At 55.5% G+C, this 25,414-nt stretch carries 20 protein-coding genes; 6 read left to right on the plus strand and 14 right to left on the minus strand.

Annotated elements, in window-relative coordinates; translation table 11 throughout:
* The first annotated feature begins 13 nt into the window (after positions 1-13).
* Positions 14-838, plus strand: a complete 825-nt coding sequence (gene dapD, locus FU672_RS13260) for a 2,3,4,5-tetrahydropyridine-2,6-dicarboxylate N-succinyltransferase (RefSeq protein ID WP_008501915.1) — start codon at positions 14-16, stop codon at positions 836-838.
* 111 nt (positions 839-949) lie between these two features.
* The gene (locus tag FU672_RS13265) at positions 950-1,336 is read left to right on the plus strand and encodes a DUF3461 family protein (protein WP_014168696.1); all 387 of its coding nucleotides are present in this window, start codon (positions 950-952) and stop codon (positions 1,334-1,336) included.
* A 92-nt stretch (positions 1,337-1,428) separates the two neighbouring features.
* On the opposite strand, the gene cdaR is transcribed toward FU672_RS13265, so the two are convergent.
* From cdaR to dgt, 3 genes are all read right to left on the minus strand, one after another.
* Complete coding sequence (gene cdaR / locus FU672_RS13270) at positions 1,429-2,586, minus strand: DNA-binding transcriptional regulator CdaR (RefSeq protein WP_023334570.1); 1,158 nt, start codon at positions 2,584-2,586, stop codon at positions 1,429-1,431.
* Positions 2,587-2,732: 146 nt separating this feature from the next.
* The gene (degP, locus tag FU672_RS13275) at positions 2,733-4,169 is read right to left on the minus strand and encodes a serine endoprotease DegP (protein ID WP_024907518.1); all 1,437 of its coding nucleotides are present in this window, start codon (positions 4,167-4,169) and stop codon (positions 2,733-2,735) included.
* A gap of 131 nt (positions 4,170-4,300) precedes the next feature.
* Complete coding sequence (dgt, locus tag FU672_RS13280) at positions 4,301-5,815, minus strand: dGTPase (RefSeq protein ID WP_148243575.1); 1,515 nt, start codon at positions 5,813-5,815, stop codon at positions 4,301-4,303.
* A gap of 82 nt (positions 5,816-5,897) precedes the next feature.
* On the opposite strand from dgt, the gene mtnN reads away from it, so the two are divergent.
* The 3 genes from mtnN to FU672_RS13295 are packed head-to-tail and all read left to right on the plus strand — an operon-like array spanning position 5,898 to position 8,034.
* Entirely contained in the window at positions 5,898-6,596 is a 699-nt protein-coding gene (mtnN, locus tag FU672_RS13285; RefSeq protein ID WP_148243576.1) for a 5'-methylthioadenosine/S-adenosylhomocysteine nucleosidase, read from the plus strand.
* Positions 6,589-7,389 carry a vitamin B12 ABC transporter substrate-binding protein BtuF gene (btuF, locus tag FU672_RS13290; RefSeq protein WP_148243577.1) on the plus strand — a complete coding sequence of 267 codons (801 nt, stop codon included), beginning with the start codon at positions 6,589-6,591 and terminating at the stop codon, positions 7,387-7,389. The genes mtnN and btuF overlap by 8 nt, the downstream gene beginning before the upstream one ends.
* A gap of 27 nt (positions 7,390-7,416) precedes the next feature.
* Entirely contained in the window at positions 7,417-8,034 is a 618-nt protein-coding gene (locus tag FU672_RS13295) for a TRIC cation channel family protein (protein ID WP_148243578.1), read from the plus strand.
* A 93-nt stretch (positions 8,035-8,127) separates the two neighbouring features.
* Here the strand turns inward: FU672_RS13295 and erpA are convergent, their stop codons facing one another.
* Both erpA and clcA read right to left on the minus strand, forming a co-directional pair.
* Positions 8,128-8,472 carry an iron-sulfur cluster insertion protein ErpA gene (gene erpA / locus FU672_RS13300; protein ID WP_013095643.1) on the minus strand — a complete coding sequence of 115 codons (345 nt, stop codon included), beginning with the start codon at positions 8,470-8,472 and terminating at the stop codon, positions 8,128-8,130.
* A gap of 79 nt (positions 8,473-8,551) precedes the next feature.
* Positions 8,552-9,952, minus strand: a complete 1,401-nt coding sequence (clcA, locus tag FU672_RS13305; protein WP_148243579.1) for a H(+)/Cl(-) exchange transporter ClcA — start codon at positions 9,950-9,952, stop codon at positions 8,552-8,554.
* Positions 9,953-10,129: 177 nt separating this feature from the next.
* On the opposite strand from clcA, the gene hemL reads away from it, so the two are divergent.
* On the plus strand, positions 10,130-11,410 hold the full coding sequence (hemL, locus tag FU672_RS13310) for a glutamate-1-semialdehyde 2,1-aminomutase (RefSeq protein WP_148243580.1): 1,281 nt from the start codon (positions 10,130-10,132) through the stop codon (positions 11,408-11,410).
* A 93-nt stretch (positions 11,411-11,503) separates the two neighbouring features.
* Here the strand turns inward: hemL and fhuB are convergent, their stop codons facing one another.
* From fhuB to mrcB, 9 genes are all read right to left on the minus strand, one after another.
* Positions 11,504-13,486, minus strand: coding sequence for a Fe(3+)-hydroxamate ABC transporter permease FhuB (fhuB, locus tag FU672_RS13315; protein WP_148243581.1), 1,983 nt, complete (start codon positions 13,484-13,486; stop codon positions 11,504-11,506).
* On the minus strand, positions 13,483-14,373 hold the full coding sequence (gene fhuD / locus FU672_RS13320; protein WP_148243582.1) for a Fe(3+)-hydroxamate ABC transporter substrate-binding protein FhuD: 891 nt from the start codon (positions 14,371-14,373) through the stop codon (positions 13,483-13,485). Before fhuD ends, fhuB begins: the two co-directional genes overlap by 4 nt.
* Positions 14,373-15,170, minus strand: coding sequence for a Fe3+-hydroxamate ABC transporter ATP-binding protein FhuC (gene fhuC, locus FU672_RS13325; RefSeq protein WP_148243583.1), 798 nt, complete (start codon positions 15,168-15,170; stop codon positions 14,373-14,375). The genes fhuD and fhuC overlap by 1 nt, the downstream gene beginning before the upstream one ends.
* 50 nt (positions 15,171-15,220) lie before the next feature.
* The gene (fhuA, locus tag FU672_RS13330) at positions 15,221-17,431 is read right to left on the minus strand and encodes a ferrichrome porin FhuA (RefSeq protein ID WP_148243584.1); all 2,211 of its coding nucleotides are present in this window, start codon (positions 17,429-17,431) and stop codon (positions 15,221-15,223) included.
* Between the two features lie 204 nt (positions 17,432-17,635).
* Positions 17,636-18,643, minus strand: a complete 1,008-nt coding sequence (locus FU672_RS13335) for a fimbrial protein (RefSeq protein ID WP_148243585.1) — start codon at positions 18,641-18,643, stop codon at positions 17,636-17,638.
* Positions 18,644-18,656: 13 nt separating this feature from the next.
* On the minus strand, positions 18,657-21,134 hold the full coding sequence (locus FU672_RS13340) for a fimbria/pilus outer membrane usher protein (protein ID WP_148243586.1): 2,478 nt from the start codon (positions 21,132-21,134) through the stop codon (positions 18,657-18,659).
* 20 nt (positions 21,135-21,154) lie between these two features.
* Positions 21,155-21,868: a fimbrial biogenesis chaperone gene (locus FU672_RS13345; protein ID WP_148243587.1), complete on the minus strand. Its 714-nt coding sequence runs from the start codon at positions 21,866-21,868 to the stop codon at positions 21,155-21,157.
* Between the two features lie 42 nt (positions 21,869-21,910).
* Positions 21,911-22,519, minus strand: a complete 609-nt coding sequence (locus tag FU672_RS13350) for a fimbrial protein (protein ID WP_148243588.1) — start codon at positions 22,517-22,519, stop codon at positions 21,911-21,913.
* 296 nt (positions 22,520-22,815) lie between these two features.
* Positions 22,816-25,341, minus strand: a complete 2,526-nt coding sequence (mrcB, locus tag FU672_RS13355; protein ID WP_148243589.1) for a bifunctional glycosyl transferase/transpeptidase — start codon at positions 25,339-25,341, stop codon at positions 22,816-22,818.
* Positions 25,342-25,414 lie beyond the last annotated feature (73 nt).

A 25,414-nucleotide genomic window follows, 5' to 3' on the forward strand; every position in this document is an offset into this window, starting at 1 on the left:
GAAAGAGTAAACAATGCAGCAGTTACAGAACGTTATTGAGTCCGCTTTTGAGCGTCGCGCCGAGATTACCCCGGCAAATGTGGATACCGTGACCCGTGAGGCGGTAAACCAGGTGATTTCCCTTCTGGATTCCGGCGCGTTGCGCGTGGCAGAAAAAATCGACGGTCAGTGGGTCACTCATCAATGGCTGAAGAAAGCCGTGCTGCTCTCTTTCCGTATCAACGATAACCAGGTTATCGACGGCGCAGAAAGCCGCTACTTCGATAAAGTACCGATGAAATTCGCCGACTACGACGAAGCGCGTTTCCAGAAAGAAGGCTTCCGCGTGGTACCGCCTGCGGCAGTGCGTCAGGGCGCATTCATCGCACGCAACACCGTGCTGATGCCATCCTACGTGAACATCGGCGCCTACGTTGACGAAGGCACCATGGTCGACACCTGGGCGACCGTCGGTTCATGCGCGCAGATCGGTAAAAATGTTCACCTGTCCGGCGGCGTGGGCATCGGTGGTGTTCTGGAGCCACTGCAGGCTAACCCGACCATCATCGAAGATAACTGCTTCATCGGCGCGCGCTCCGAAGTGGTTGAAGGCGTGATCGTTGAAGAAGGCTCCGTGATCTCCATGGGCGTTTACATCGGTCAGAGCACCCGTATTTACGACCGTGAAACCGGAGAAGTTCACTACGGCCGCGTTCCGGCGGGTTCCGTGGTGGTTTCCGGCAACCTGCCGTCAAAAGATGGCAAATACAGCCTGTACTGTGCGGTTATCGTGAAGAAAGTGGATGCGAAAACGCGCGGTAAAGTGGGCATCAACGAATTGCTGCGCACCATCGATTAATCGGGTATAACAAAAAGCGGGGGCAACCCCGCTTTTTTTATATCTGAGGGTGGCGAAAATAGATTTTTTCGTTAATTATTCAAAGGTTATGTTGAGCTCAAGGGTACCGCTATGTACGATAATCTGAAAAGTCTGGGCATTACCAATCCTGATGAAATTGATCGTTACAGCCTCCGTCAGGAAGCCAATAACGATATTCTGAAAATCTATTTTCACAAGGACAAAGGAGAGTTTTTCGCCAAAAGCGTGAAGTTTAAATATCCACGCCAGCGTAAGACCGTTGTTGCTGACGGTGTAGGACAGGGATACAAAGAAGTACAGGAAATCAGCCCTAACCTGCGCTATGTGATCGATGAACTCGATCAGATCTGCCAGCGCGACCGCACCGAAGTCGATCTCAAGCGTAAGATCCTTGACGATCTGCGTCACCTTGAAAGCGTTGTGACTAATAAGATCAGCGAGATTGAAGCGGATCTTGAGAAATTAACGCGGAAATAAAAGCAAAACGGCAATCCTTGATTGCCGTTTTTAATGTTTGCGCCCTCTCCCCGTGGGAGAGGGATGGGGTGAGGGCACCAGACCGCACTCAGTCATCTCTGTTCATCCAGCTGCAGCGCCACATACAGCAGCAGCCTGTCGTCAAAATTCCCCAGATCCAGCCCCGTCAGTTCCGAAATCCGGTTTAACCGATACTCCAGGGTATTGCGGTGAATAAACAGCGCCTTCGAGGTCGCCAGCGGCTGCACATTATGCCGGAACCACGCCTGCAGCGTACGGCGCAGCAAGCCGTTGTTGTCCATGGCTTTCAGACGCGCTAACGGCCGCGCCAGCTCATTGGCCTGCCAGCCCCCGCGCAGGCTGTCGAGCAGCACCGGCAGCATCAGATCCTGATAGAAATAACTGCGGCTCTCCGGCATCCGCTGCTTGCCCACCATCATAGTGGTGCGCGCGGTACGCCAGGAGCGGGCGATACTGCCCGGCCCGGTAAAGTAGTTGCCGAGCGCAACGCGAAAACGCAGCTGACCATTCTCCTTCATCCGGGAGATCAGCAGCTCCACGCGACGACGATGATCTTCCGCATCCCAGCGGCCGAACGCATTAAGTGCCGGTTTAAGCACCACCATTTCCGTCAGAGAAACGATCGCCACCAGGTTATCGCGCTCCGGCGTCGCCAGCGCATTTTGCAGCTGCTGCAGTTCGGCCATCGCGCTGTCCACGCCAAGCTGGCCGCTATCGACCTCAATCACAGCCACCACGCGCGGCTGGTTCAGATCGATCCCCAGACGCTGCGCCCATTCGCTGAGCGCAGGCGTATGCTCTTCCGCCTGAATAAGGTTCATCACCAGCTCTTCACGCAGGCGGCTGTCCTGAGCGAGCAGGTGCATCAGGCGTGACTGTTCCAGCATCATTTCTGCCGTCATACAGACCAGCTCACCGTATTTTCGCAGTGACTCGGGCTCGCCGGTCAGGCCGATTACCCCCACAATCTCGCCTTCAAGGCGCAGCGGTAAATTGATGCCCTGACGTACGCCGTGCAGGTGTTTCGCTACCGCATCGTCGATATCCACGACCCGCCCCTGGGAAAGCACCAGCAGCGCACCTTCGTGCAATTCCCCAATACGCTCGCGATCACCGCTGCCAATAATGCGCCCGCGGGCATCCATTACGTTGATATTGGTATCAATGATGCGCATGGTGCGCGCCACGATATCCTGCGCCATTTTGGTATCAAGATGCCAGCCAGCCATGGAACCCTCCTGTGAGCAGAGCTCAAGCATAGGGAAGTTCAGCGACGACTGCATTGTGCGAATGCACAAAGAGAGAAGGAGAAGTATGGAGTTGTGGCAAGAATCACAGAAACGGGAAAGCCCCTGCGAACAGGGGCTTAAGAGGATTACTGCATCAGCAGATAAAGAGAGGTATCACCGCGCTGGATATTCAGCGCCAGCACGGAAGGCTTGCTGTCGAGAATTTTGCGCAGTTCAGCGATGTTTTTCACCGGCTGCTGGTTAGCGCCCATGATCACATCGCCTTTTTTCAGGCCAATACGGGCTGCCGGTGAATTCGCTTTCACGTTGTTCACCACCACGCCTTTGTCTGCGCCTTTGTTGCTCATCTCGGCACCTTCAATACCGCTGAAGATGGTGCTGGAATCCACCTGATTCTGGCTGCTCTGCTGCAGCTCCAGGCTCACGTTAACCGGCTTACCGTCGCGCAGCAGGCCGAGGGTCACTTTACTGCCAATTGGCATTGAGCCCACTTCCGCACGCAGGGCAGCAAAGCTGCTGATCGGTTTACCGTTCAGGGAGGTGATCACATCCCCCGCTTTAATGCCCGCTTTCGCCGCAGAGGAATTCGGCATCACCTGGCTGACAAATGCCCCGCGCTGAGCGTCAACTTTCATCGCCTTAGCCAGTTCGGAGTTCAGCTCCGTACCGAGGATACCCAGCTCACCGCGTTTCACCTGGCCATACTGCACCATCTGTGCGGTCAGGTTTTTCACCATATTACTTGGGATAGCAAAGCCGATCCCGATGTTGCCGCCGTCCGGTGCCAGGATCGCAGTGTTAATACCGATCAGCTCACCGTTCAGGTTAACCAGCGCACCGCCGGAGTTGCCGCGGTTGATCGCCGCATCCGTCTGGATGAAGTTTTCATAGTTCTCGGCATTGAGGCCGCTACGGCCCAGCGCTGAGACGATACCCGAGGTCACGGTTTCACCCAGACCGAACGGGTTACCGATCGCCACGGTATAGTCGCCCACGCGCAGCGCGTCGGAATCGGCAATTTTAATCGCCGTCAGGTTTTTCGGATCCTGGATCTGGATCAGCGCGATGTCGGAGCGCGGGTCTTTACCCACCACTTTGGCGTCGAACTTACGGCCATCGCTCAGCTGAACCTTAATGCTGTTAGCGTTATCAACAACGTGGTTGTTGGTCACGACGTAGCCTTTCGCTGCATCAATAATGACCCCCGAGCCAAGCGCCATGAATTTCTGCTGCTGGCCGCCGCCCTGGCTGTCATCCCCGGCACCACCGCCCTGACAGAACGGTGAACTCTGGAATGGCGAACCGTCCTGGCAGAACGGCGAGTTATCACCGAAGAACTGCTGGAAGTTACGCGGCATACGCGGCGTATTGACGGTCGTGCTACCCTCAACGTTAATACTCACCACCGATGGCATCACTTTTTCGAGCATCGGTGCCAGGCTTGGCATCTGCTGCGCGGTTGCTGCCGACGATGCGGTCTCGGCTGCAGTAGCAGTCAGAGGAGACAGCGCTAAACCTAAACTCAGAGCCAGTGCACTCATTGCTAATGTGGTTTTTTTCATGTTTCTCAATCTCGATTTACAGGTAACGCAAAATTGCTGTGTAACTCAGATTCGTTTTATACCGCTTAGTTCCGGCGATAAGTTTATGGAAAAGGTAAAAATTTATTGGCCGTCTTTACAAAACTCCGGGGTTATTCCACCGCCATCAGCTTGCGGTATTCATCCCAGGCATACAAATCCGTCATGCCGCTGATATAGTCCTGGATAAGACGGCAGCGATAATAATATTCCATCACCGGCCATTGGGAAGAATGGCGATCCAGTTTGCCAATCGCTTCGACATACGCCAGACGATGCCGGGTAGAGAGTTTCTGATAAAGCCGCGATTCGATGGGTATTCTGCGCACGCGCTCGTGTTCCACCAGTTCGCTGAACTCGTCGACAGAAAGCTGGAGCAACGGGGAATAAATTTCCAGTAACCCACTGATTACCCGATAACCCTGCAGTTCTAACTGCTCGACATCCGGATGGCTAAATACATGCCGCATCGCCACCTGTTTATAAAGCTCAAGGAGTTGACTGAAACTGCTGTCATCTTCCAGCAGCGCGTGGTTGAATTCCCCGCTGAAAATGAGCGGTAAATTATCAATAAAGCGCGACGCCGCATACGGCACCAGTTTATTTAATGTATTGACCCGCAAATACATAAAGAACTGGTCTTCCGTACTGCGGCTTAATGTATTTGAGCGTGATTTTTCCCAGGCATTTTCGACTACCTGCGCAAACAGCGAGCCTTTTTCATGGGTACCCCAGGCCGCATAAAGATGCTGATAAAGCTCCTCGACGCTGAAAATTCTTTTCTCAACGGCATCTTCCAGATCGGCCACGCAATAGGAAATATCATCCGCGGCTTCCATAATCCAGGTCAATGGAAAGCGGCCGTTTGGCGTCAATGAAAGTTCTTTACGTAACCGTTCAATATAGGCCTCTTCGGAAAGGTAATAGCCCGGTTTTTTCATTAAATAACTGTGGGATGCGGGCGTATCCCCCATCCACCACGCGGGGCGGGTATATTTCAGAATGCAGCCGACCTGTGCCCAGGTCAGGTTCATGCGCATCAGGGAATGGACCAGCCGGATCCCCTGCGCGTTGCCCTCGAAATGACACAAATCCTGGCGCACTTTGCGACGCAGATCGTTCAGCCCCTCTTCACCTTCACGCAGGCGTAAATTGCGTACGATGCAGCGGTCATCGCTGAGGGGCTGGCTTACCGCATCCGAAGGATAAAGCCGTTGTTTAAACCAGTCATTGATAGCCGCCTCACCAAAGTGGCCGAAAGGCGGGTTGCCGATGTCATGCATCAGGCAGGCCATCTCAACGATGCTCTCGAAGGGACCCGTCAGTTCGTCCAGACCATAGGTTTCCAGCAAACGCTGCTCTTTGAGTCGGCTCAAAATCTCTTTGGCAATGTAGCGCCCGACCTGCTGCACTTCCATGGAGTGGGTTAAGCGGGTGCGCACCGCGGCGTTACGCTCCAGCGGGAATACCTGGGTCTTTTGCTGCAGACGGCGAATGGCGGGCGAGTTAATGATCCTCCCGCGATCGCTTTCGAAGATACGCAGGATCTCATGCTCGCTCTTGTCGCCCTGCGGCGAACGGAAGCGTCGGTGCCAGTTAATTTTGGTGCGAAAATCGATTGGTGACATGTGCTCCCCCGCGTGAGAATGCGTTTCCCCTTAACCGCATGATAGACTATGCATCTTAACAAGGCACATCGCGAGTAAATCTATGAAAATCGGCATTATTGGTGCAATGGAAGAAGAAGTTACGCTGCTGCGTGACAAAATTGAGAACCGTCAGACGCTCTCTCTGGGTGGTTGTGAGATCTACACCGGCCAGCTGAACGGCGTTGACGTGGCTCTGCTGAAATCAGGCATCGGTAAAGTGGCTGCTGCGCTGGGTGCAACCCTGCTGCTTGAGCGCTGCAAGCCGGACGTGATCGTGAATACCGGCTCTGCGGGCGGCCTGGCGCCGACGCTGAAAGTGGGGGATATCGTTGTCTCCGACGAAGCGCGTTACCACGATGCCGACGTCACCGCTTTCGGTTACGAGTACGGTCAGCTCCCGGGCTGCCCTGCTGGTTTTAAAGCTAACGACAAACTGATTGCGGCGGCAGAGACCTGCATTGCTGAACTCAACCTCAACGCGGTACGCGGTCTGATTGTCAGCGGTGATGCCTTCATCAACGGCTCCGTTGGGCTGGCGAAAATCCGTCATAACTTCCCTCAGGCGGTTGCCGTTGAGATGGAAGCGACCGCGATCGCTCATGTTTGCCATAACTTCAGCGTACCGTTTGTGGTGGTTCGCGCCATCTCTGACGTGGCAGACCAGCAGTCCCACATCAGCTTCGACGAGTTCCTGACCGTTGCGGCAAAACAGTCCACCGTGATGGTGGAACGCCTGGTGCAGAATCTGGCACGTGGCTAAACATACCGTCAGGGCGCTGGCCGCCCTGCTTCTTCTCGCACCGCTGTGGCTCTATGCTGTACCGCGTGTGATTACGCTCTCTCCCGCGAATACGGAACTGGCATTTGCAGCCGGGATCACGCCCGTTGGCGCGAGTAGCTTTTCGGATTACCCACCGCAAGCCGCAGGTATTGAACAAGTGGCAACCTGGCAAGGGATGAACCTTGAGCGCATCGTGGCGCTTAAACCGGATCTCGTGCTGGCCTGGCGTGGCGGTAACGCTGAGCGGCAGGTTAACCAGCTCACCTCGCTTGGCATAAAGGTTATGTGGATTGACGCCGTCAGCATTGAGCAGGTCGCTCAGTCGCTGCGCGCCCTGGCACCCTATAGCCCTACCCCCAAAAAAGCCGAGGCGGCAGCGAAACAGATGCTGAGCGACTATGCCGCGCTGAAATCCCGATACGATACCCCTGTTAAAAAGCGCATCTTCCTGCAGTTTGGCAGCCAGCCGCTGTTCACCACCGGAAAAGGGTCGATTCAGAACCAGGTGCTGGAAGTCTGTGGCGGTGAAAATATCTTTGCTGCCAGCCGGGTGCCATGGCCTCAGGTTAGCCGTGAACAGGTCCTGGCGCGCCAGCCACAGGCCATCGTCGTGGTTGGAAATGCGAGCGAAATTCCTAAAATTGAACAATTCTGGCAAAGGCAGCTAAAAATTCCGGTGATCCCACTCAACAGCGACTGGTTTGAACGCGCCAGCCCGCGTATTATCCTCGCCGCAAAACAGCTCTGTGCCGCGCTGGCAGAGAGTCACTAACATAAGACCCTTTTCGAGGATTTAACGATGCTCGTTTATTGGCTGGATATTCTTGGCACAGCCGTTTTTGCTATCTCCGGCGTCCTGCTCGCCGGAAAACTACGCATGGATCCGTTTGGCGTGCTGGTGCTGGGCGTTGTGACCGCCGTCGGCGGCGGGACTATCCGTGATATGGCGCTGGCGAATGGCCCGGTGTTTTGGGTGAAAGATCCTACCGATCTGGTGGTCGCGATGGTCACCTGCCTGTTAACCATTGTACTGGTTCGCCAGCCCCGCAGATTACCCAAGTGGATATTGCCGGTACTGGATGCCGTCGGTCTGGCCGTGTTTGTCGGTATTGGCGTCAATAAGGCGTTTAATGCGGGTACCGGTCCGATGGTGGCAATCTGCATGGGCGTATTAACCGGCGTGGGCGGTGGGATCATTCGCGACATTCTGGCGCGTGAAGTGCCGATGATCCTGCGTACTGAAATTTACGCGACGGCCTGCATTGTCGGCGGGATTGTTCACGCTACCGCGTACTACACCTTTGCACTCCCGCTGGAGAATGCCGCGATGCTGGGGATGGTCGTGACGCTGGTGATACGTTTAGCGGCGATACGCTGGCACCTGAAGCTGCCGACGTTTGCGCTGGATGACAGGTAAACGCAAAACGGTAACCGCAAGGTTACCGTTTTTAGTCTTTTCTCCCTCTCCCTGTGGGAGAGGGCCGGGGTGAGGGCATCAGCCCGCACCCTCTTAAATACTGAACGAAGAACCACACCCGCAGGTGCTTGTCGCATTCGGGTTAGTTACCACAAAGCGCGAACCTTCCAGACCTTCGGTGTAATCCACCGAACCGCCCACCAGATATTGCAGGCTCATCGGGTCAACCACCAGCGCGACGCCCTGTTTCTCGATAGTCATATCGCCATCGTTAACCTGATCGTCAAAGGTAAAACCATACTGGAAGCCGCTGCAGCCGCCACCGGTAATATAGACACGCAGTTTCAGATCCGGATTGTCTTCGTCGGCAATCAGGGTTTTCACTTTGTTGGCTGCTGCTTCGGTAAACTCCAGCGGCAACGCTACGTCATCACTCATCTTATGCTCCCATGAATACTGCTATTGGGTAAAATTCACCCAATTCTTTGTGTCATTATCTAATACCCTGGTAATTCATTCAAGTATTCTGCGTGGCGGCCCGCTCAGCCTCTTGTTTTGCCAGGGTACGCGCAAGGATGGTGGAGTATAGCGGTTTTCCACCCAGGAACTGGGCTAATAGTGTCGCGCCGAGACAGGTAATGATCATTGGCAAAATGAGCTGGTAATTGTCCGTCATCTCCAGCACCAGCACGATCCCGGTCAACGGCGCACGCAGGGATGCGGCCAGCAGCGCCCCCATTCCGGCGATGGCAAAAGTCCCGGCGTCAAGATGATAGGCGGGAAAACCCGCTTCAGCCGCCATACCAAACGCGGTGCCCAGCAATGTCCCCAGCGCCAGCATCGGGGCGAAAATCCCGCCGGGCGCACCGGAGGAGAAGCACAGCACCGTCGTGATGACTCTTGAAATAAACATAAACAGCAGCAGACCCACGCTGAAATTCCCCGCCGCCGCAATGGGAATCAGCCCGAACCCGCCGCCTGCGGCATTCGGCTCAATAAACCCGAGTACGCCACACATTCCGCCCAGCAGACCACCCATCAGCACCCATTTCGTGGTGTTTCCACCGTGAATACGCTGGAACATATCCTGAGTGCGCAGGATAAACGTGTTAAACAGCGGCCCCACCACGCCAAAAATCATGCCGAGGATCAGGTAAAGCCACAGGGTGTTGACCGGCGCGTTGGTCAGTTTCCCCACCTCAATGACCGCTCCTTCGCCATTAAAGATGCGAAACACGATGCTCGACATAATGACGCCGGTAAACACCGCTTTAATGGAGATCAGGTTGTAGCGGAACTGCGCGCGCATCTCTTCGATAATGAACAAAATGCCCGCCAGCGGGGCGTTAAACGCGGCGGAAAGGCCCGCCGCCGCACCGGTGGCCAATAGCGTATGGCGCGCTTCGGCGCTTCGCATCCGGAACAGATCGCCCACCATGCGGCCGACGTTCCCCCCCAGCTGTACCGTGGGCCCTTCCCGGCCAAGCACCATGCCCGCGCCCAAAGTCCCCATGCCGCCGATGAATTTAACCGGAATCACCCGCCACCAGCGCACCGGACGCAGCTCCTCCAGCGCACCTTCAATTTCCGGGATGCCCGATCCCCCCGCTTCCGGCGCGAATTTACGCACCAGAAAATACCCTACCATGGCAAACAGCGCCGACAGCCCGAATGCCCAAACCCAGACCAGCCATTCGCTATCGGCGAAACCGGCCACGGTGCCCACTCGCCAGTTGAGCACGGCATTGACCGCTTTTTCAAACGCCACGCCAACCAGACCCGCGAGAGTCCCCACCACGGCAGCGGCCAGCAGGATCGCCAGCGGCGTTTTATCGCGATTGAGCAGCCGCCGAATACTGATCCGGTGCCGGGCGCGCGTAAACTGTTGTTCTTCAAAAGACGGAGAATCTGATTTCATGTCCTGTTCTTATTCGTCATACAAAAAGCCGCGAGGATTTTACCAGAGACTGCCCTACCGTCTCCTGAAAATTACTTAACAAATCTTAAAGCATTACCCGGCTAAAAATTTCATAACCTTCCCCGAATCACTTAGAATAGTGGGCTTAATCATTTTATACGAACCAGGAACGACGCCATGAGCAAGTCTGAAAACCTCTACAGTGCAGCCCGCGAGCTTATTCCGGGTGGCGTGAACTCACCTGTGCGCGCCTTCACCGGCGTGGGCGGTACGCCGCTGTTTATCGAACGTGCTGACGGCGCGTATCTGTATGATGTCGATGGCAAAGCCTATATCGATTATGTGGGTTCCTGGGGGCCGATGGTGCTGGGGCACAACCATCCTGCCATTCGTAACGCGGTAATCGAAGCCGCCCAGCGCGGCCTGAGCTTCGGCGCACCAACCGAAATGGAAGTGAAGATGGCGGAGCTGGTCACCGAACTGGTGCCCACCATGGACATGGTGCGTATGGTGAACTCCGGTACCGAAGCCACCATGAGCGCCATTCGCCTGGCGCGTGGTTTTACGGGCCGCGATAAAATCATCAAATTCGAAGGCTGTTACCACGGTCATGCGGACTGTCTGCTGGTGAAAGCCGGTTCCGGTGCGCTGACGCTCGGCCAGCCAAACTCACCTGGCGTACCGGCAGATTTCGCGAAGCACACCCTGACCTGCACCTACAACGATCTTGCTACCGTTCGCGCGGCGTTCGAGCAGTATCCGCAGGAGATCGCCTGCATCATCGTTGAGCCGGTTGCAGGCAACATGAACTGCATCCCACCGCAGCCTGAGTTCCTGCCGGGCCTGCGCGCCCTGTGCGATGAGTTCGGCGCGCTGCTGATCATTGATGAAGTCATGACCGGCTTCCGCGTGGCGCTGGCGGGTGCCCAGTCTTACTATGGCGTTGAGCCGGACCTGACCTGCCTCGGCAAAATCATCGGCGGCGGCATGCCTGTTGGCGCATTCGGTGGTCGTAAGGACGTGATGGAAGCCCTGGCGCCAACCGGCCCGGTTTACCAGGCGGGCACGCTCTCCGGTAACCCCATCGCCATGGCTGCGGGCTTTGCCTGCCTGACCGAAGTGGCTCAGCCAGGCATTCACGAGACCCTGACCGACCTGACCACGCAGCTGGCAAACGGTCTGCTGGAAGCCGCAGAAGAGACCGGTATCCCTCTGGTGGTTAACCACGTGGGCGGCATGTTCGGGATTTTCTTCACCGATGCAAAAACCGTGACCTGCTATCAGGACGTGGTGAAGTGCGACGTTGAACGCTTCAAACGCTTCTTCCACCTGATGCTGGAAGAAGGGGTATACCTGGCGCCGTCCGCGTTCGAAGCAGGCTTTATGTCAGTGGCGCACAGCGAAGACGATATCAACAACACCATCGACGCTGCGCGTAAGGTGTTTGCGAAGTTGTAAGATGTGCGGCTTGATGCCCTCACCCCAACCCTCTCCCACGGGGAGAGGGAGCAAACACTAAAACGGCAATCTCAGGATTGCCGTTTACTTTTATTACCGGCTCTGCTTTCTCAACAGATAAATAAAATACGGCGCACCGATAAAGGTCGACAGCAGACCCGCCGGGATCTGATACGGGAACAGCACCATTCTTCCGCACCAGTCCGCAAACACCAGCATCACCCCGCCCGTCAGGGCCGACATCACGATATGCGGCATCGTCCGGCGGAATCCCATCATTCTGGCAATGTGCGGCGCCATTAATCCGACAAAACTCAGCGGTCCAATCGTCAGGGTGGCCGTCGCCGTCAGGCACGCCGCCAGCAGCAGCAAGGCCACACGCGCTGGCGTCAGCGCCATTCCCACCGCACGTGAGGTTTCACCGCCGAGCGGCAGAATGGTCATCCAGCGGCGGCACAGCGGCACAATCGCCAGCAGCACGAGCATCACGATCCCGGACCAGACCACCTGGCTGCCGGTGGCGTTGTACGTTGAGCCGGAAATCCAGGTCAGGATCTTCGCCATACGCGGATCGCCGCTTGCCTGCAGCATCATCAGCAGCATCGTAAATGCGGTACTGAGCGCCATGCCGGCTAGCAGCATGCGGTGCGGTGAAAACCCGCCGCGACCAGCGGCTATCAGGATAATCATCAGCGTGGCTGCCGCACCGATACTGCCGGCAGGCATCAGCCAGCCAAACGCATTGCCCGGCACGAAGAACAGCATCAGCACCACGCCAAAGGCGGCGCCAGAGCTAATTCCAAGCACTTCAGGGCTTGCCATCGGGTTGCCGGTCAGACGCTGAATAATGCACCCCGCCACCGCCAGCATCATCCCAGCGATCAGCGCAGCAACTATTCGCGGCCAGCGCCACTGCAGCAGTTCATTGAGTAAATCACCCGTTGCCCAGTGCCAGCCCGAGGCATCGCGTCCGAATGAGAGCGCCGCGAACGCGGCGATAATCAGCACCGCCAGACCGGCCAGGCTAAACCACAGCACCGACTGACGTTCAGCGTAGACTTTATCGCCCGCGTCCATCGCCGGTGCGCTCATGCTGCGCAGGCGCGGGAGCAGCCACAGCAGCAGCGGCGCCCCGATAAGCGCGGTCACAGAGCCGGTGGATACTTCCCTCCAGACCTGCACCAGCCAGAGAATAAGCTGATCGGAAAGCCAGAGGATCAGCGCCCCAATCAGCGGCGCCAGCATCAGACGCGTCAGTAAACGACGCGCCCCGAGCATTTTCGCCAGCAGGGGCGCAAACAGGCCGATAAACCCGATGATGCCGACCGCGTTCACCAGCAGGGCACTCAATACAATCGCCAGCGTCAGCGCCGCCAGGCGAGCCAGCGACAGTGCCAGCCCCAGGTTACGCGCCACGCCATCATCCAGCCCCATGAGCGTCAGAGGACGCAGGAGCAGCAGCGTCAGCACAACACCGCCAGCCAGTTGCGGCCACAGGCGCTGCACAATGCTCCAGTCGGTCTGGGTCAGCGTCCCTGTGCTCCACATAAACATGCTTTGCAGTTGGTCGTGGTGAAACAGCACCAGCAGCTGGTTGATCGCGCCACAGTAGAGGCTCACCACCAGCCCGGCCAGAATAAGCGTTACCGGAGAAAGGCGCTTGCCCCAGGCCACGCCAAAGACCAGCGCGCCCACCACGCACGCCCCCGCGAGTGCTGCAAACTGCGAAGTTAACGCTCCCGGCAGCGCCCACAGCGTGGTGATGGTGATCCCAAGCTGTGCACCGGTCGCGACGCCGAGCGTGGTTGGCTCTGCCAGCGGGTTACGTAAAACCTGCTGGAAAAGCACGCCCACCAGCCCTAAACCGGCGCCGACTAAAAGGGAGATCGCCAGACGCGGCAGCAGGCTGTAGTGGAACAGCATCTGCTGAATATTGTCGATATCCGGCGAGGCCAGAGCGGCCCCCCACTGCGCGCGGGGTAACGCCGTCGAGAGGTTGAACCCGGTTAATACCAGCGCAACCAAAAAAAGCAGGGATAACAGCAGCGCCGGGAAGCGGGCGATACGCGTACTCATGCTTTACCTCCCAGGGCGTTATCCAGCACGCGGGCAAAATGCATGGCCGACAGCGTCGCACCGTAGAACCAAACCGCCGGGGTGCGCTGGAAGCGCTGCTCGCGCACAAACGGCATCGCCTGCCAGAGTGGAGTCGCCATCAGGGTTTGCATGGCGCGTTCGTTGCCGTGGTCGAAACACAGCACATCGACATCGCGAAACGCCGCCAGACGATCGATACCCACGGCGGTACTGCCCCAGAACGTCATCTCCCCTTCCCAGGCATTGCGAATGCCAAAACTGTCGAGCACCTCCTGGAACAGACAGTTTTTACCGAAAACCAGCATATGGCGGGCATCCAGCAGCGTCACCATCAGCAGCGGACGATCGCCCCGATGAGCAAAGCGCGGCTTCAGAAAGTCAATCAGGGCATCAAATTCATCGAGATGTTTTTTGGCCTCCACCTCGCGGTTGAGGAAACGCGCCATCTCGTTAATTGAGTTTTTCGCCATAGCCAGCGGTTTTTTACCGTCGCTGAAAGCGAATCCACGTCCTGGCGCAATGCGCGCCACGGTCTCCTCTGACGGACCGTAGCCCGCTGACCAGAACATGAACGAGGGCTTCATCTGGGTGAGCAGTTCAAGGTTTGGCTCCGTTCGCAGGCCGATGTCGATCACCGAGTCCGGCAGTTTCGGCTCGTTTACCCAGAGGTTATAGTTAGGAATGTCCGCCACACCATAGGGTGTGACGCCGAGCGCCATCATCAGTTCGACCGGCAGCCACTCCAGGGCCACAATACGGTGCGGATCGACGGCGGCAGCGCGCACTGTATTCATTTTTAACAGCAGCGGCGAGAGCGCCATCGCCGTCAGCAGGCGACGGCGGCTAATGCGTGTGTTCTCCAGCATCAGTAGACAAAACTCACCGGTGCAGCCCCGGCCGGGTGAGGCAGAATACCCATCGGAATACCGTAAATATGTTCCAGCGTCTCGCTGCGCATCAGCTCTGCCGGTGTACCCTGGGCAATCATCTCGCCCCCGCGCAGCGCGACGAGGTAGTCACAATAACGCGCCGCCATGTTGATATCGTGCAGGACCGCAATGACCGTCAGACCACGCTGCTGGCTCAAGCGATGCACCAGCGCCAGCACGTCGACCTGATGTGCGATATCCAGCGCAGAGGTCGGTTCATCCAGCAGCAGACAGCGGCTGTCCTGCGCCACCAGCATCGCAATCCACGCGCGCTGACGTTCGCCGCCGGACAAGCTATCCACCAGACGGTGCGCCAGCGGTTTTAGCCCGACCAGCGCAATCGCCTCTTCCACTTTATCTCTGTCGGCGACGCCGAAGCGCCCAAGTGCCCCGTGCCACGGATAACGCCCAATCGCCACCAGTTCACGCACCGTCATCCCTTCTGCCTGCGGCAGCTGCTGCGGCAGATAGGCCACTTTGCGGGCAAAGGCTTTACTGCTCCAGCTCTCCAGCGGTTGGTCATCCAGCAGAATATCGCCCTCCGACGGCGGCTGATGGCGCCCCAGCATCTTGAGCAGCGTGGATTTACCGGAACCGTTGTGACCAATCAGGCCCGTCACTTTACCGGCAGGGAACGTCAAAGAGAGCGGATGCAGCAGAGTGCGTCCGGGTACGCGAAAGGAGAGATGATTGAGCGTAAAGGTGGTGTCGGGTTGCGTTTGAATATCCTGCATATCAGCCAACTTAAATAAAAAGGGCACGGCGAACCGTGCCCGAAGAGAGATTAGAAGCGGAAGGTCGCGGTGGCAACAACCTGACGTCCTGCTCCCCAGTAGCATGCATACTCGCTATAGCAGCTGGAAACGTACTCGCGGTCAAAGATGTTGTTCACGTTGACGCCGACAGAAGAGCCCGGCAGTCCGAAGCGCGCCAGATCGTATTTCACAGCCGCATCTGCCAGCGCGTAACCCGCAACGTTAAACGACTCGTAGGCTTTCGGCGACGCGGCAGAGTAGTAGGACACGGTATTACCGATATAACGGGTACCCGCACCGACAGTCAGACCGCTCAGCGCCGTTTCGTGGAAGGTGTAATCCGCCCACAGAGAGGCCATATTGCGTGGCACTTCCGCAGGACGACGGCCTTCATACCAGGTGTCGTGGGTATATTCCGCATCTGTATAGCTGTAGGATGCCGTCACGTTGACGTTAGCAGACACGGCCGCTTTCGCTTCCAGTTCGAAACCACGGGAGCGAATTTCACCTCCCTGCACGCTAAAGCCGCTGGTCGGGTTCGCAGGATCGGCGGTCAGGTTGTTATTTTTGGTCAGCTGGTACACCGCTGCAGTGACAACAACAGGCAGATCTTTCGGGACATACTTCACGCCTGCTTCATACTGCTTGCCACGAGCCGGATCGAACGGCTTGCCGCCCTGGGTCGTTCCAGAAATCGGTTCGAAGGATTCGCTGTAGCTAAAGTACGGCGTGATACCGTTGTCGAACAGGTAGTTAATGCCCCCACGCCAGGTGAATGCCTGGTCGTTAATTTCCGCGGTGGTTCCGCTAGCGCGGTTCAGGGCAGACGTTTTTGCGAAGTCATAGCGGCCACCCATTGTGAGTACCCACTTATCCCATTCAGCCTGATCCTGAGCGTACAGGCCCGTTTGCTCCTGACGGTTAAGCATTTGATACAAGTAGTAAACATCGACGTTCGGATTACCATACTCAGGCTTCGTCATGCTGAGAGGATCAGCAGTGCCATAATCAGCATTAATGTCATTACGCATGCGGAGGTAATCGACACCTGTTAACAGGGTATGGTCAACTGCGCCGGTCGCAAATTTGGACTGAAGTTGAGTATCAACCGTGAACGAATTCAGATCTTCATCAGAACGGACATAGGCACGGCTGATCTGAGCCGGAGCGATATAGCCGTTACCGTAGACTGAGCGGTAAAGGGTATTGATTTTGCTGTAGCGCAGGTTTTGACGCACGGTAAAGGTGTCATCGAATTGATGCGAGAAGCTATAACCCACCATTTTCTGACGACGGGAGATCTTATTATCTTCCTCGCCTTCATTGAAGTCAGTCGGCAGTTTATGCGCTTTGCCGTTCACGTCGTAGTAAGGCACAACGGTGCCTTCCCGCGGCAGCCAGCCGTAATAGCCTGCATCCGGATCGCTCTGGAAGTTGCTCAGGAAAGTAAAATCGGTTTTATCATCAGGACGCCAGCTGAAGGAAGGCGCAATCGCGTAGCGGGTAGACTTCACCCTTTCCTGCTGCGCATTTTCGCTGCGCCCCAGACCGGTGAGGCGATACGCCCATACGCCGTCATCGTCAATCGCATCGCTGAAGTCAAACCCGGTTTGCCACAGGTTATCCGTTCCCATTTTGAACTGGATTTCTTTCAACGGCTCAGTAGTTGGACGCTTGCTAACCATACTCACAACCCCGCCCGGATGGCTTTTACCATACAGAACGGACGTTGGGCCACGCAGCAATTCAACGCGTTCAAGGAAATACGGATCCATGGACGCTTCCGAATAGTTATCACCCTGCAGTTTCATGCCATCCAGATACTGGTTGGTATTCACAGTGCTGGAAGTCGTGAAGCCACGAATAGAAACCACATCATAGGTCGTTGATGCACCACGCGTTGAGAAGACGCTCGGCGTATAGGCCAGAGCCTGTTTAACCGTACCCGGTTGTTTCATGTCCATCTCTTCACGTGTGACCACGGAAATGGACTGCGGGGTTTTCTCAATCGGGGTATCAGTTTTGGTCGCTGTTGCAGTCCGTTTTGCTGCAATCGTCGGTGCCGGCCCCCAGGCACTTTCCTGTGCAGCAGGTGCGGCAGTGACGGTGATGGTTTCTTCTTTTTTCGGGGTTTCGGCCGCATGTGCGTAAGTAGACATGCCGGCAACCGCTGTGGCGACGACAACCGCGATTTTACGCAGCGACGTGTTAATGGGCTGAGCAGTATTGGAAAGCGCCATGTTGTTCTCTGATGGAAAAGTGAATGATAACGTAAACGAGAATTATTATTATGAGCACCAGAATAATATGCGAAACGCTGACTGCATAGCAAGCAGTAAGCGGCCCTACAAGATTTAAGGGTTTAAGAATTAACCAGATGAAAAGAGAGGGTTAATGAGGTTAGCGAAATGATCGCTAAAGCCCGCCGAAACGGGCAGAGAGGGTTAACGGTAAAACACCTCGAACGTGGCAACGGAATCGACTTTGCCCGCTTTAACCTCCCCCGTTTTGATGTAGCGCGCCTTAAGAGGGATTTCAACGGGAACGTTGTCCTGCGTACTGGTTATCGCCGTGTAGTTCTGGTCAAACTGCAGCACCGTATTGTTCTTGTCGAGAATTTGGATGCCGACACCCGCAGCGGCGGAATCTCCTGCGGCAATGCCGAGGATATTGCCGTTCGTCACCCCCGTCGAACCCGCGCTGGTGAACTGATAATCGACCTTTGTCCCCGCCGCACAGTCGGTGATTTCAATCTTAAAACTGCCGTCGGTAAGAATGTCTGAGTATTGCCCGTCAAAATCCTGCACATTAACCGTTTTCAGAGGCACATAAATGTTACGGTCGACCAGATTACAGGTGTTGGTGGTGATGTGAACGCTGGTGGGCGAAAAACGCATTTCGCCAATGACCACACCGCCTAATATATCCTGAGAGGTTAACGCTGAAGTATTCAGATCTCCCTCTTCAATCTTCCCAATCACAATCAACTGTGCAATTGCGCGAAACGTCGAGGTGTTCTCTGAAAAGCCATGGATCATGCCGACATTGTGCATCGGACGCGTAATATTTTCCTCGGTGTAATCAGGAAACTGTTCGGTCGATGAGGCGGCACGGACACCAATACCCGGCACATTGGTTTTGTAGACGCCAGGCATAACATCCTCCCGCGCATCGGTATCCTTTAGCGACAAATAGCCCCGACGGATCTGTGCATCAGCCCCACCACAATTCACCCTGATTTCGTTGCTTTCCACGCTGTTTTCATAAATCACTGTGCCGACGGGCGTGTCAGGTTCGAGGAAAATAACGGGCGGAAGTTGAAAGGTGACCACGCCACCGTTCCCATCCCCCCCGCTAAACGTACAGTTAGCCAGCGCCGGATGAACAAAACCCCCGACTGCCAGCAACAGCACGACCGCAAAAAAGGATTTTACAGAAAAAGTCTGGCTCATAGCGTTACCCGATTCATTGACAGTTTACCGTTGTTTTAACGATCCCGGCACGGCTGTCAGAGGGCAGATCAATCGTCCCCTGACACTGCTGTTCGCGCCCTTCCCCCCATTGCACACTGAACGTCGTTGCCCCATGAAGTCCAGAAAGATAGACCTCGCCGTCATCACCCACGATAGCGGTGGTGTTATCCAGCGCAACCACCGCACCAAACGGCACCGCCTTGCCCTGCTGTAGCAACGTGACAAGTGCGCGTTGCCCGACGCGTGCATCAAACGTGACGGGTATCATCGCCCCTTTGGTTGGCACAAGATCCTGCGTCGCGGCATCAATATCGATATCGTCACGGTCCTGAGTATTCACCGTGACGGTGTTATGTCGGTAGGCTGTCAGGGAGGGGATAATCGCATTGCCAAAACGATCGGTATAAATGCCTCGCCCGTTCTGTACTTTGACGTTATCGCCATCCTTGATATGGACAATGGCAAAGGCGTCCCGGACGGGCTGCCCCAGCGTCACGCCATGCTCATGGGCAACAACCGAGCCCTGCGCGCTATAGTTCCACTGCCGGTTATCGCCACCGTAGCTGTACCCCATCCCTACCTCACCGGAAGACCCACGGTAACGTCCCGATACGCTACCGCCGTAGCCGGTATCGTGATTGGCATAGGTCTGCTGGAGGTTATAGCTCAGCTTATTGTCCTCCAGCGCGGTACCGCCGAGCCCGACCTGATGCGAGACAAACCCACCGCTGGCGGTGTTAGCGCTGTAGGTTGCCCAGGCATCAGGCAGCCACTTTGATAACGGAATGTTGACCGTCAACGCCATTTGCCGGTCTGTATCGGCATCCGGCGTGCGGGTCAGGTTGTAGCTTATTGACCAGGTGATATCGCGCCAGCTGGAGCTCAACCCGGCGCTGACGCTACGCTCATGGCCGTCCATATCCCAGTAATCCTGTTGATAGCCATTGAGATAAGCCGAGCCCCAGTCTGAAATACGCTGGGAAAGGTTTAACTGCATGCGGCTACGGCGGTTGTTGGTTCTGCGGTAGGTATAAATGCCGTCATCGATCTCGCTGTCACGCTGATCGATAGCTTCCTGAAAGGTATAAAACCCCGAGGTGGAATAGCGGTAGCTGGCAAGCGTGACGGTTGTACCCGTGTCGGGAATATCTTTGGAGTACTGAGCCCGCCATGATAAACCGCTGGCATCGTCACGCCCGTCATCAAACGCGGTACGAGCGGCCGTGAGGTCGACAGATGCGGAGCCAAAGCGCCCCAGGTCAGCACCAAGCCCCAGCAGCAGCGCATGATACAGTGACGCCCCCAGTGCGCCGGTATAGGCCGTGACGCCGTAAGGCAGACCATAGATAGCCGTACCTTGTGCAAAGGTGGGTTCATCTTCACCTTCGTTGCCGCGATAGCGCCCTGCTGCCAGCGAATACTTAAAACCGCCTTCTCGCTGTAACACCGGCACCGACGCACTGGCCTGTATGAAGCTGTGCTCGCTGCCATCCGCCTCTTCGACGGTCACTTCCAGATCGGCTCCGGATGTCACCTGGCTTAAATCGCGGATCTCAAAAGGCCCCGGCGAGACGTTTGTTTGATAGATGGTGTAGCCATTTTGCTTGATGGTAACTTTCGCGTCGCTATTAGCAATACCCCGCACAACAGGCGCAAAACCTTGCTGGCTAACTGGCAGCATAGCGGTGTCCGTTTCCAGCTTCACGCCGGTCATCTGGACGCTGTCAAAAAGCTCGCCATTGGTATACGTCTGGCCCATCTCAAGCTGGCTTTTCAACGTTTTGATGTCACGTTGTAAAGTACTGGCGATGGTCTCCCAGCCGGAAGCGTCGCTCCAGGTGCTGTTATTCCGCAGTCGCCACGCCCCAAGATTCATCCCCGACTCCAGACCCAGCCAGGTTGAAGAGGTTTTGCCCGAGCTATAGTGCTGCTGAGAGCCGCTGAGCTGATAGCTTGTCCAGGCGGCAGGCGCGCCGTCATCCCAGAATTTCGGGTTAATCGCCCCGGCGGCGGCGTGATCGCGATAGATCTGCGGAATGACCAGCTTCAGGGTCTGGTTATCCTGATCGTAATCGTAGCGCGCATTTTCAATGAAATGAGAGATGTCCCGAACGTAAGCCTCGTCATCCAGCGCCTTTAAATCCGGGATCGCGTCCACTTTCACGCCGTATTCACGCAGGTCCGCTTTGGTCAGCTCCGGCAGCAGATGCTGTTTATCATCAGAAAGCACATAGGTGAGCGTACGTGTATCCAGAACGTCCCGATCCCACATTATCGTCGTGGGGTAGCTTCCAGCAAGTAACCCGTTGTCATTGATAAAGTTTTTTAGCGTAGAGGTATTTTCGAGAGGGGTATCCAGTTCAAGGATCTGCAGGTTGAATTCGTCATCCGCGCTTACAGGCTGGATCGCGGCGAGCAGCGCCAGCGCGATCCCGGACAGTACCTGTTTGTGAAGTAAAGATGACGACATAACATACCAACATGATCGATTTAAAGAGCCTGCTTGCGTTGAGGAGTCTGGGCGCCGAAATCATTGATAGCCGTCCAGGTAACCGCGCCATTTGCCGCTTTTGGTATCGTGAAACTCTGCCTGCTAAACGGTGCAACCATCATTGAAATGGCGCCCGGCATGGTTTTGGTCTCTTTCACCGGTACACTTTTCCCGCCAACGGCCAGTTCGCCAAAGGAGACGTAAAAAGGCGTGGGGTTGTTTGCGACGAGCGTGTCACCCTGACGATGGAACGTGATTTTTTCATAGGCCCCCAGGGCATCAGCTTCCTTCAGCTGCGCGGGACGCCAGAAAAGCTTCAGGCGCGTTTTCATTGCGAACTGCAGGGTATTCTTCTCTTTCAGATCGGGAGACAATGCAGAAACGGATTTCACATTCGCCAGAAACAGAGATTCGCGATCGGCCGGCAGACTATTTTTATCGCCGGTAAAAATAACGTGTAACAGCGTCTGACGATTTTCCTGCAACTTATAGACAGGCGGCGTAATAATAAAGGGTGCTTTTGCATCATTGGGATAACTCACCCAGTTTTGCACCAGATAACGCGTATGAGGATCTTTATTTTTAAGTGCTATTTGTACTTCAGATTTATTCGATGGATAAATAATTCGCGTACCACCGAGAACAATGCTTGCCTGCACTGAACAGCAAGAAATAATTAAACAACCACATAACAATTTAAATAACGTCTTCATACAGCGTTCCAGAAGGCAGCCGTTCAGGCTGCCAGTCATTGTTTAGCGATAGACAACCTCAAATGTGGCTGAGGAGGAGTAATGCCCCGCGGTTGGCGCGGTATCCCCCACCTGAATCACTTTCGCGGTGTAGTTAAAGACAGAAGCCTCTGCGCCGGTCGCATCGTTAGCCACGTCGGTACCCGCATCCGGTACTGAACCGTCGAAGACCACATCACCTTTGGCACCGTTATCATTGCTGACAATAATGCCAACGTTAGTGGCGTTGCCTGCGCCGGAGAGATCGTTCTTCAAACGCTTGTACGCAGCGTCTGTTGTTGTGCCACTGAACTTGAGGTTCAGGTTGGCGACCAGCGGGTCACATTTTTTCACTTCAATCTTAAAGGCTTTAGACGTCCCGACCTGACCATCGATGCCAAAATCTGAAGGATAGGTATCTGCGAATGTGACGGTGGATGTATTGGTCCCCGTGCCATCAACATTGATCTCGCATGTATCCGCCACAATTTTTCCGGCGAAATTTACCGTACCTGAATCATTCGCCGCAAAGACCGGCAGCGACAAAGACGCCATAATGCTTCCGGCCAATAAAGAAGAAACAATCAACTTATTCATACTAATATCCTTATATTTGATGATTGAGGCATCCATTCGCGCTAAAAATATTTTGCGTTAGAATGTTATCCAACATGTTACGCCACTCACTCGATAGTAATATTCTTTGAGTCAGTGAATTTCTTGAGGCGATTACATCAGATTATTCTTCATTGTGTCCAGAGTGGATAATATTGCGTGACATGCAACTCACTCCAACCACATGTTTTAAATGAAAAATAGATAAACTTAGAAATTCTAAATTTGACATTTAATTTTTTTAAATAATTTCAAAGTGTAAAGCATAAAAAAAGCCGCTTTATATTAAAGCGGCTTTTTATTCAGGAAACTAATCAGTTTCCGCCAAACATGTCCTTAATCCAGCCGGCTACGCCATCGCTGTCTTTCTTCTCATTCTGCTGCTGCGGCTGTTGCTGCTGTTGCTGCTGCGGCTGAGAAGACTGGTCGAACGGGTTGCCCGTCGGCTGTTCAGGCTGGCTTTGCTGACACAGCGCGTCCGGGTTGGCCGTCCAGACCGGTAGGGTACGCATTCCACCGCCACAGACAAAGTTACCGGAACTGTCCACGCCCATATCCACGATATCTTCCGGCGCGACAAGGTTCAGGGGGACCGGTGACTGATTTGCCAGATAGCGCTGGTAAATCGACATCGCCCCGCTCGCCCCGTACAGTTTGGTCGGCTGGTTGTTGTCGCGGCCTACCCAGGTGATCACCACTTCACGGCCATCAATACCGGCAAACCAGGTATCAACGTTGTTGTTGGTGGTACCGGTTTTACCCGCCAGATGCAGACCCGGATACTTCGCACCCAGTTGACGCCCGGTACCGCGCTGCACAACCTGCTGCATCGTCCACAGTGTCATATAGGCAGCCTGAGCAGGAACGGCACGCTCCGCCTGCGGGAAGCTCTGATACAGCACGGAGCCATCTTCGGCAATCACCGAACGCAGGGCAGACAGCGGTGCGCGGTTGCCCCCGCTGGCAATGGTCTGGAATGCCTGGGCCACTTCGATCGGCGTCAGGTTAAGCGCACCCAGGATCATCGCCGGTACCGGATGCAGCTGATCTTTCGGTACACCCAGCTTCTGCCAGGTATCGGTAATGGCTGGCAGACCCAGCGACATGCCCAGGTTCACCGTTGGCACGTTCATTGAACGGGTTAACGCATCCACCAGCATGACCTGACCGCTGAACTGTTTATCATCGTTCTGCGGCGACCAGACCTGGCCGTTAGGCTGGCGCAGGGAGATCGGCGCATCCGCAATCCAGGTATTCAGGCGATACTGATTTGGCTGACTCAGGGCAGTAAGGTAAGTTGCAGGTTTTGCCAGGGAGCCGATTGAGCGACGCGCCTGCATGGCACGGTTGTAGCCCGCGAACTGCGGCTCGGCACCGCCCACCATTGCACGAACTTCGCCGGAGTTACGGTCAACCACCACCATCGCGGTTTCCAGGTCGCTCAGCTTGCGCTGTTTTTTCAGCACCGGAATGCCTTCCACCGCCGCTTTTTCTGCCGCATCCTGCGCCACGGAGTCAAAGGTGGTGAAAATCTTCACGCCGGAGAGATCTTTGACCTTATCACCGAGCTTGCTTTGTAGCTCCTGACGCACCAGCTGCATAAACGCAGGCTGAGGCGAAATCACGCCACCGCGCGGCTGAACGCCGAGAGGACGTGCGCTCAGCATGTCGTAAAGCTCCTGGTCAATCACCTGCTGTTGTTGCAGCAGACGCAGTACCAGGTTACGACGCTCCAGGGCCAGCTTCGGGTTACGCCACGGGTTATAAATGGACGCCCCTTTCACCATGCCCACCAGCAGCGCCTGCTGGTCCAGGCTCAGCTCTTCCACCGGACGACCAAAGTAGTACAGACTCGCCAGCGGGAAGCCGCGGATTTCGTTATCGCCGCTCTGACCGAGGTACACCTCGTTCATGTACAGCTCAAGGATACGATCCTTGCTGTAGCGCGCATCCATCAGCACGGCCATGTAGGCTTCGTTCGCTTTACGCCAGTAAGAGCGTTCGCTGGAGAGGAACAGGTTCTTCACCAGCTGCTGAGTCAGCGTACTCGCCCCCTGCACGGTACGACCGGCAGTCAGGTTAGCCAGTACCGCACGACCAATCGAGTAGAGGCTGATGCCATCGTGCTCATAGAAGTGACGGTCTTCGGTTGCCAGCAGGGTATCGACCAGCAGATCCGGGAAGCCGTTACGCGCCACGAACAGACGCTGCTCGCCGTTTGCCGACGAAAGCATGGTGATCAGACGCGGATCGAGACGGAAGAAACCGAACTGACGGTTGTTATCCATGTTCTCGATGGTATCCAGACGATCGCCGTCAAAGGTCAGACGCGCGCGCACCTGCCCCTCTTTGCTGTCCGGGAAATCAAACGGACGACGGATCATCTCAATGCTGTTCGCCTGCACGGTAAATTCGCCAGGCCGCGTCATTTTTGACACCTGACGATACTGGGTGGCTTCCAGCAGTTTAACCATCTCATTCTTTGTGACGGACATATCTGGCTCAAGGTTCACCATACGACCATACACTGCCGCAGGTAGCTGCCAGACTTTACCGTCGATACGGCTGCGGATCTTCTGATCCAGATACACACCGTAAATCGCCATCAGCACAACAAAAACAATAAACAGCTTCAGCAGCAGCCAGAACCAGCCGCGCTTGCCCCGAGGCTTACGCCCTTTGCCTTTTCCATTACGCGGCATCGGTTCTTCATCCTCATAATCGTCTTCATAGTCATCGTCATAGTCCTCATCTCTGAGGCGACGACGGCTTATCTTTTCTTTCGCCGGACGCGTTGGTTTTCCCTTACGTCCTATTGGCTCGCGGTCATTCCCCGCCATGCTTTTTCTCCGCAACTTTCAGGCGCAAAGGCCAGATTTTCTTTTCTTTCACAGGCCTGTGAAAGAAGAAATC

Source organism: Enterobacter asburiae (assembly GCF_008080435.1).
Classification (GTDB): domain Bacteria; phylum Pseudomonadota; class Gammaproteobacteria; order Enterobacterales; family Enterobacteriaceae; genus Enterobacter; species Enterobacter asburiae_C.

What these genes read in the sequence shown, in the direction of transcription:
- FU672_RS13345 (WP_148243587.1), bottom strand. Translation starts at nt 21,868, where the DNA reads ATGAAGACGTTATTTAAATTGTTATGTGGTTGTTTAATTATTTCTTGC.
- FU672_RS13335 (WP_148243585.1), bottom strand. Translation starts at nt 18,643, where the DNA reads ATGAGCCAGACTTTTTCTGTAAAATCCTTTTTTGCGGTCGTGCTGTTG.
- erpA (WP_013095643.1), bottom strand. Translation starts at nt 8,472, where the DNA reads ATGAGTGATGACGTAGCGTTGCCGCTGGAGTTTACCGAAGCAGCAGCC.
- hemL (WP_148243580.1), top strand. Translation starts at nt 10,130, where the DNA reads ATGAGCAAGTCTGAAAACCTCTACAGTGCAGCCCGCGAGCTTATTCCG.
- fhuA (WP_148243584.1), bottom strand. Translation starts at nt 17,431, where the DNA reads ATGGCGCTTTCCAATACTGCTCAGCCCATTAACACGTCGCTGCGTAAA.
- FU672_RS13350 (WP_148243588.1), bottom strand. Translation starts at nt 22,519, where the DNA reads ATGGATGCCTCAATCATCAAATATAAGGATATTAGTATGAATAAGTTG.
- dapD (WP_008501915.1), top strand. Translation starts at nt 14, where the DNA reads ATGCAGCAGTTACAGAACGTTATTGAGTCCGCTTTTGAGCGTCGCGCC.
- cdaR (WP_023334570.1), bottom strand. Translation starts at nt 2,586, where the DNA reads ATGGCTGGCTGGCATCTTGATACCAAAATGGCGCAGGATATCGTGGCG.
- fhuD (WP_148243582.1), bottom strand. Translation starts at nt 14,373, where the DNA reads ATGCTGGAGAACACACGCATTAGCCGCCGTCGCCTGCTGACGGCGATG.
- degP (WP_024907518.1), bottom strand. Translation starts at nt 4,169, where the DNA reads ATGAAAAAAACCACATTAGCAATGAGTGCACTGGCTCTGAGTTTAGGT.
- clcA (WP_148243579.1), bottom strand. Translation starts at nt 9,952, where the DNA reads ATGAAATCAGATTCTCCGTCTTTTGAAGAACAACAGTTTACGCGCGCC.
- mrcB (WP_148243589.1), bottom strand. Translation starts at nt 25,341, where the DNA reads ATGGCGGGGAATGACCGCGAGCCAATAGGACGTAAGGGAAAACCAACG.
- FU672_RS13295 (WP_148243578.1), top strand. Translation starts at nt 7,417, where the DNA reads ATGCTCGTTTATTGGCTGGATATTCTTGGCACAGCCGTTTTTGCTATC.
- fhuC (WP_148243583.1), bottom strand. Translation starts at nt 15,170, where the DNA reads ATGCAGGATATTCAAACGCAACCCGACACCACCTTTACGCTCAATCAT.
- fhuB (WP_148243581.1), bottom strand. Translation starts at nt 13,486, where the DNA reads ATGAGTACGCGTATCGCCCGCTTCCCGGCGCTGCTGTTATCCCTGCTT.
- FU672_RS13340 (WP_148243586.1), bottom strand. Translation starts at nt 21,134, where the DNA reads ATGTCGTCATCTTTACTTCACAAACAGGTACTGTCCGGGATCGCGCTG.
- FU672_RS13265 (WP_014168696.1), top strand. Translation starts at nt 950, where the DNA reads ATGTACGATAATCTGAAAAGTCTGGGCATTACCAATCCTGATGAAATT.
- dgt (WP_148243575.1), bottom strand. Translation starts at nt 5,815, where the DNA reads ATGTCACCAATCGATTTTCGCACCAAAATTAACTGGCACCGACGCTTC.
- mtnN (WP_148243576.1), top strand. Translation starts at nt 5,898, where the DNA reads ATGAAAATCGGCATTATTGGTGCAATGGAAGAAGAAGTTACGCTGCTG.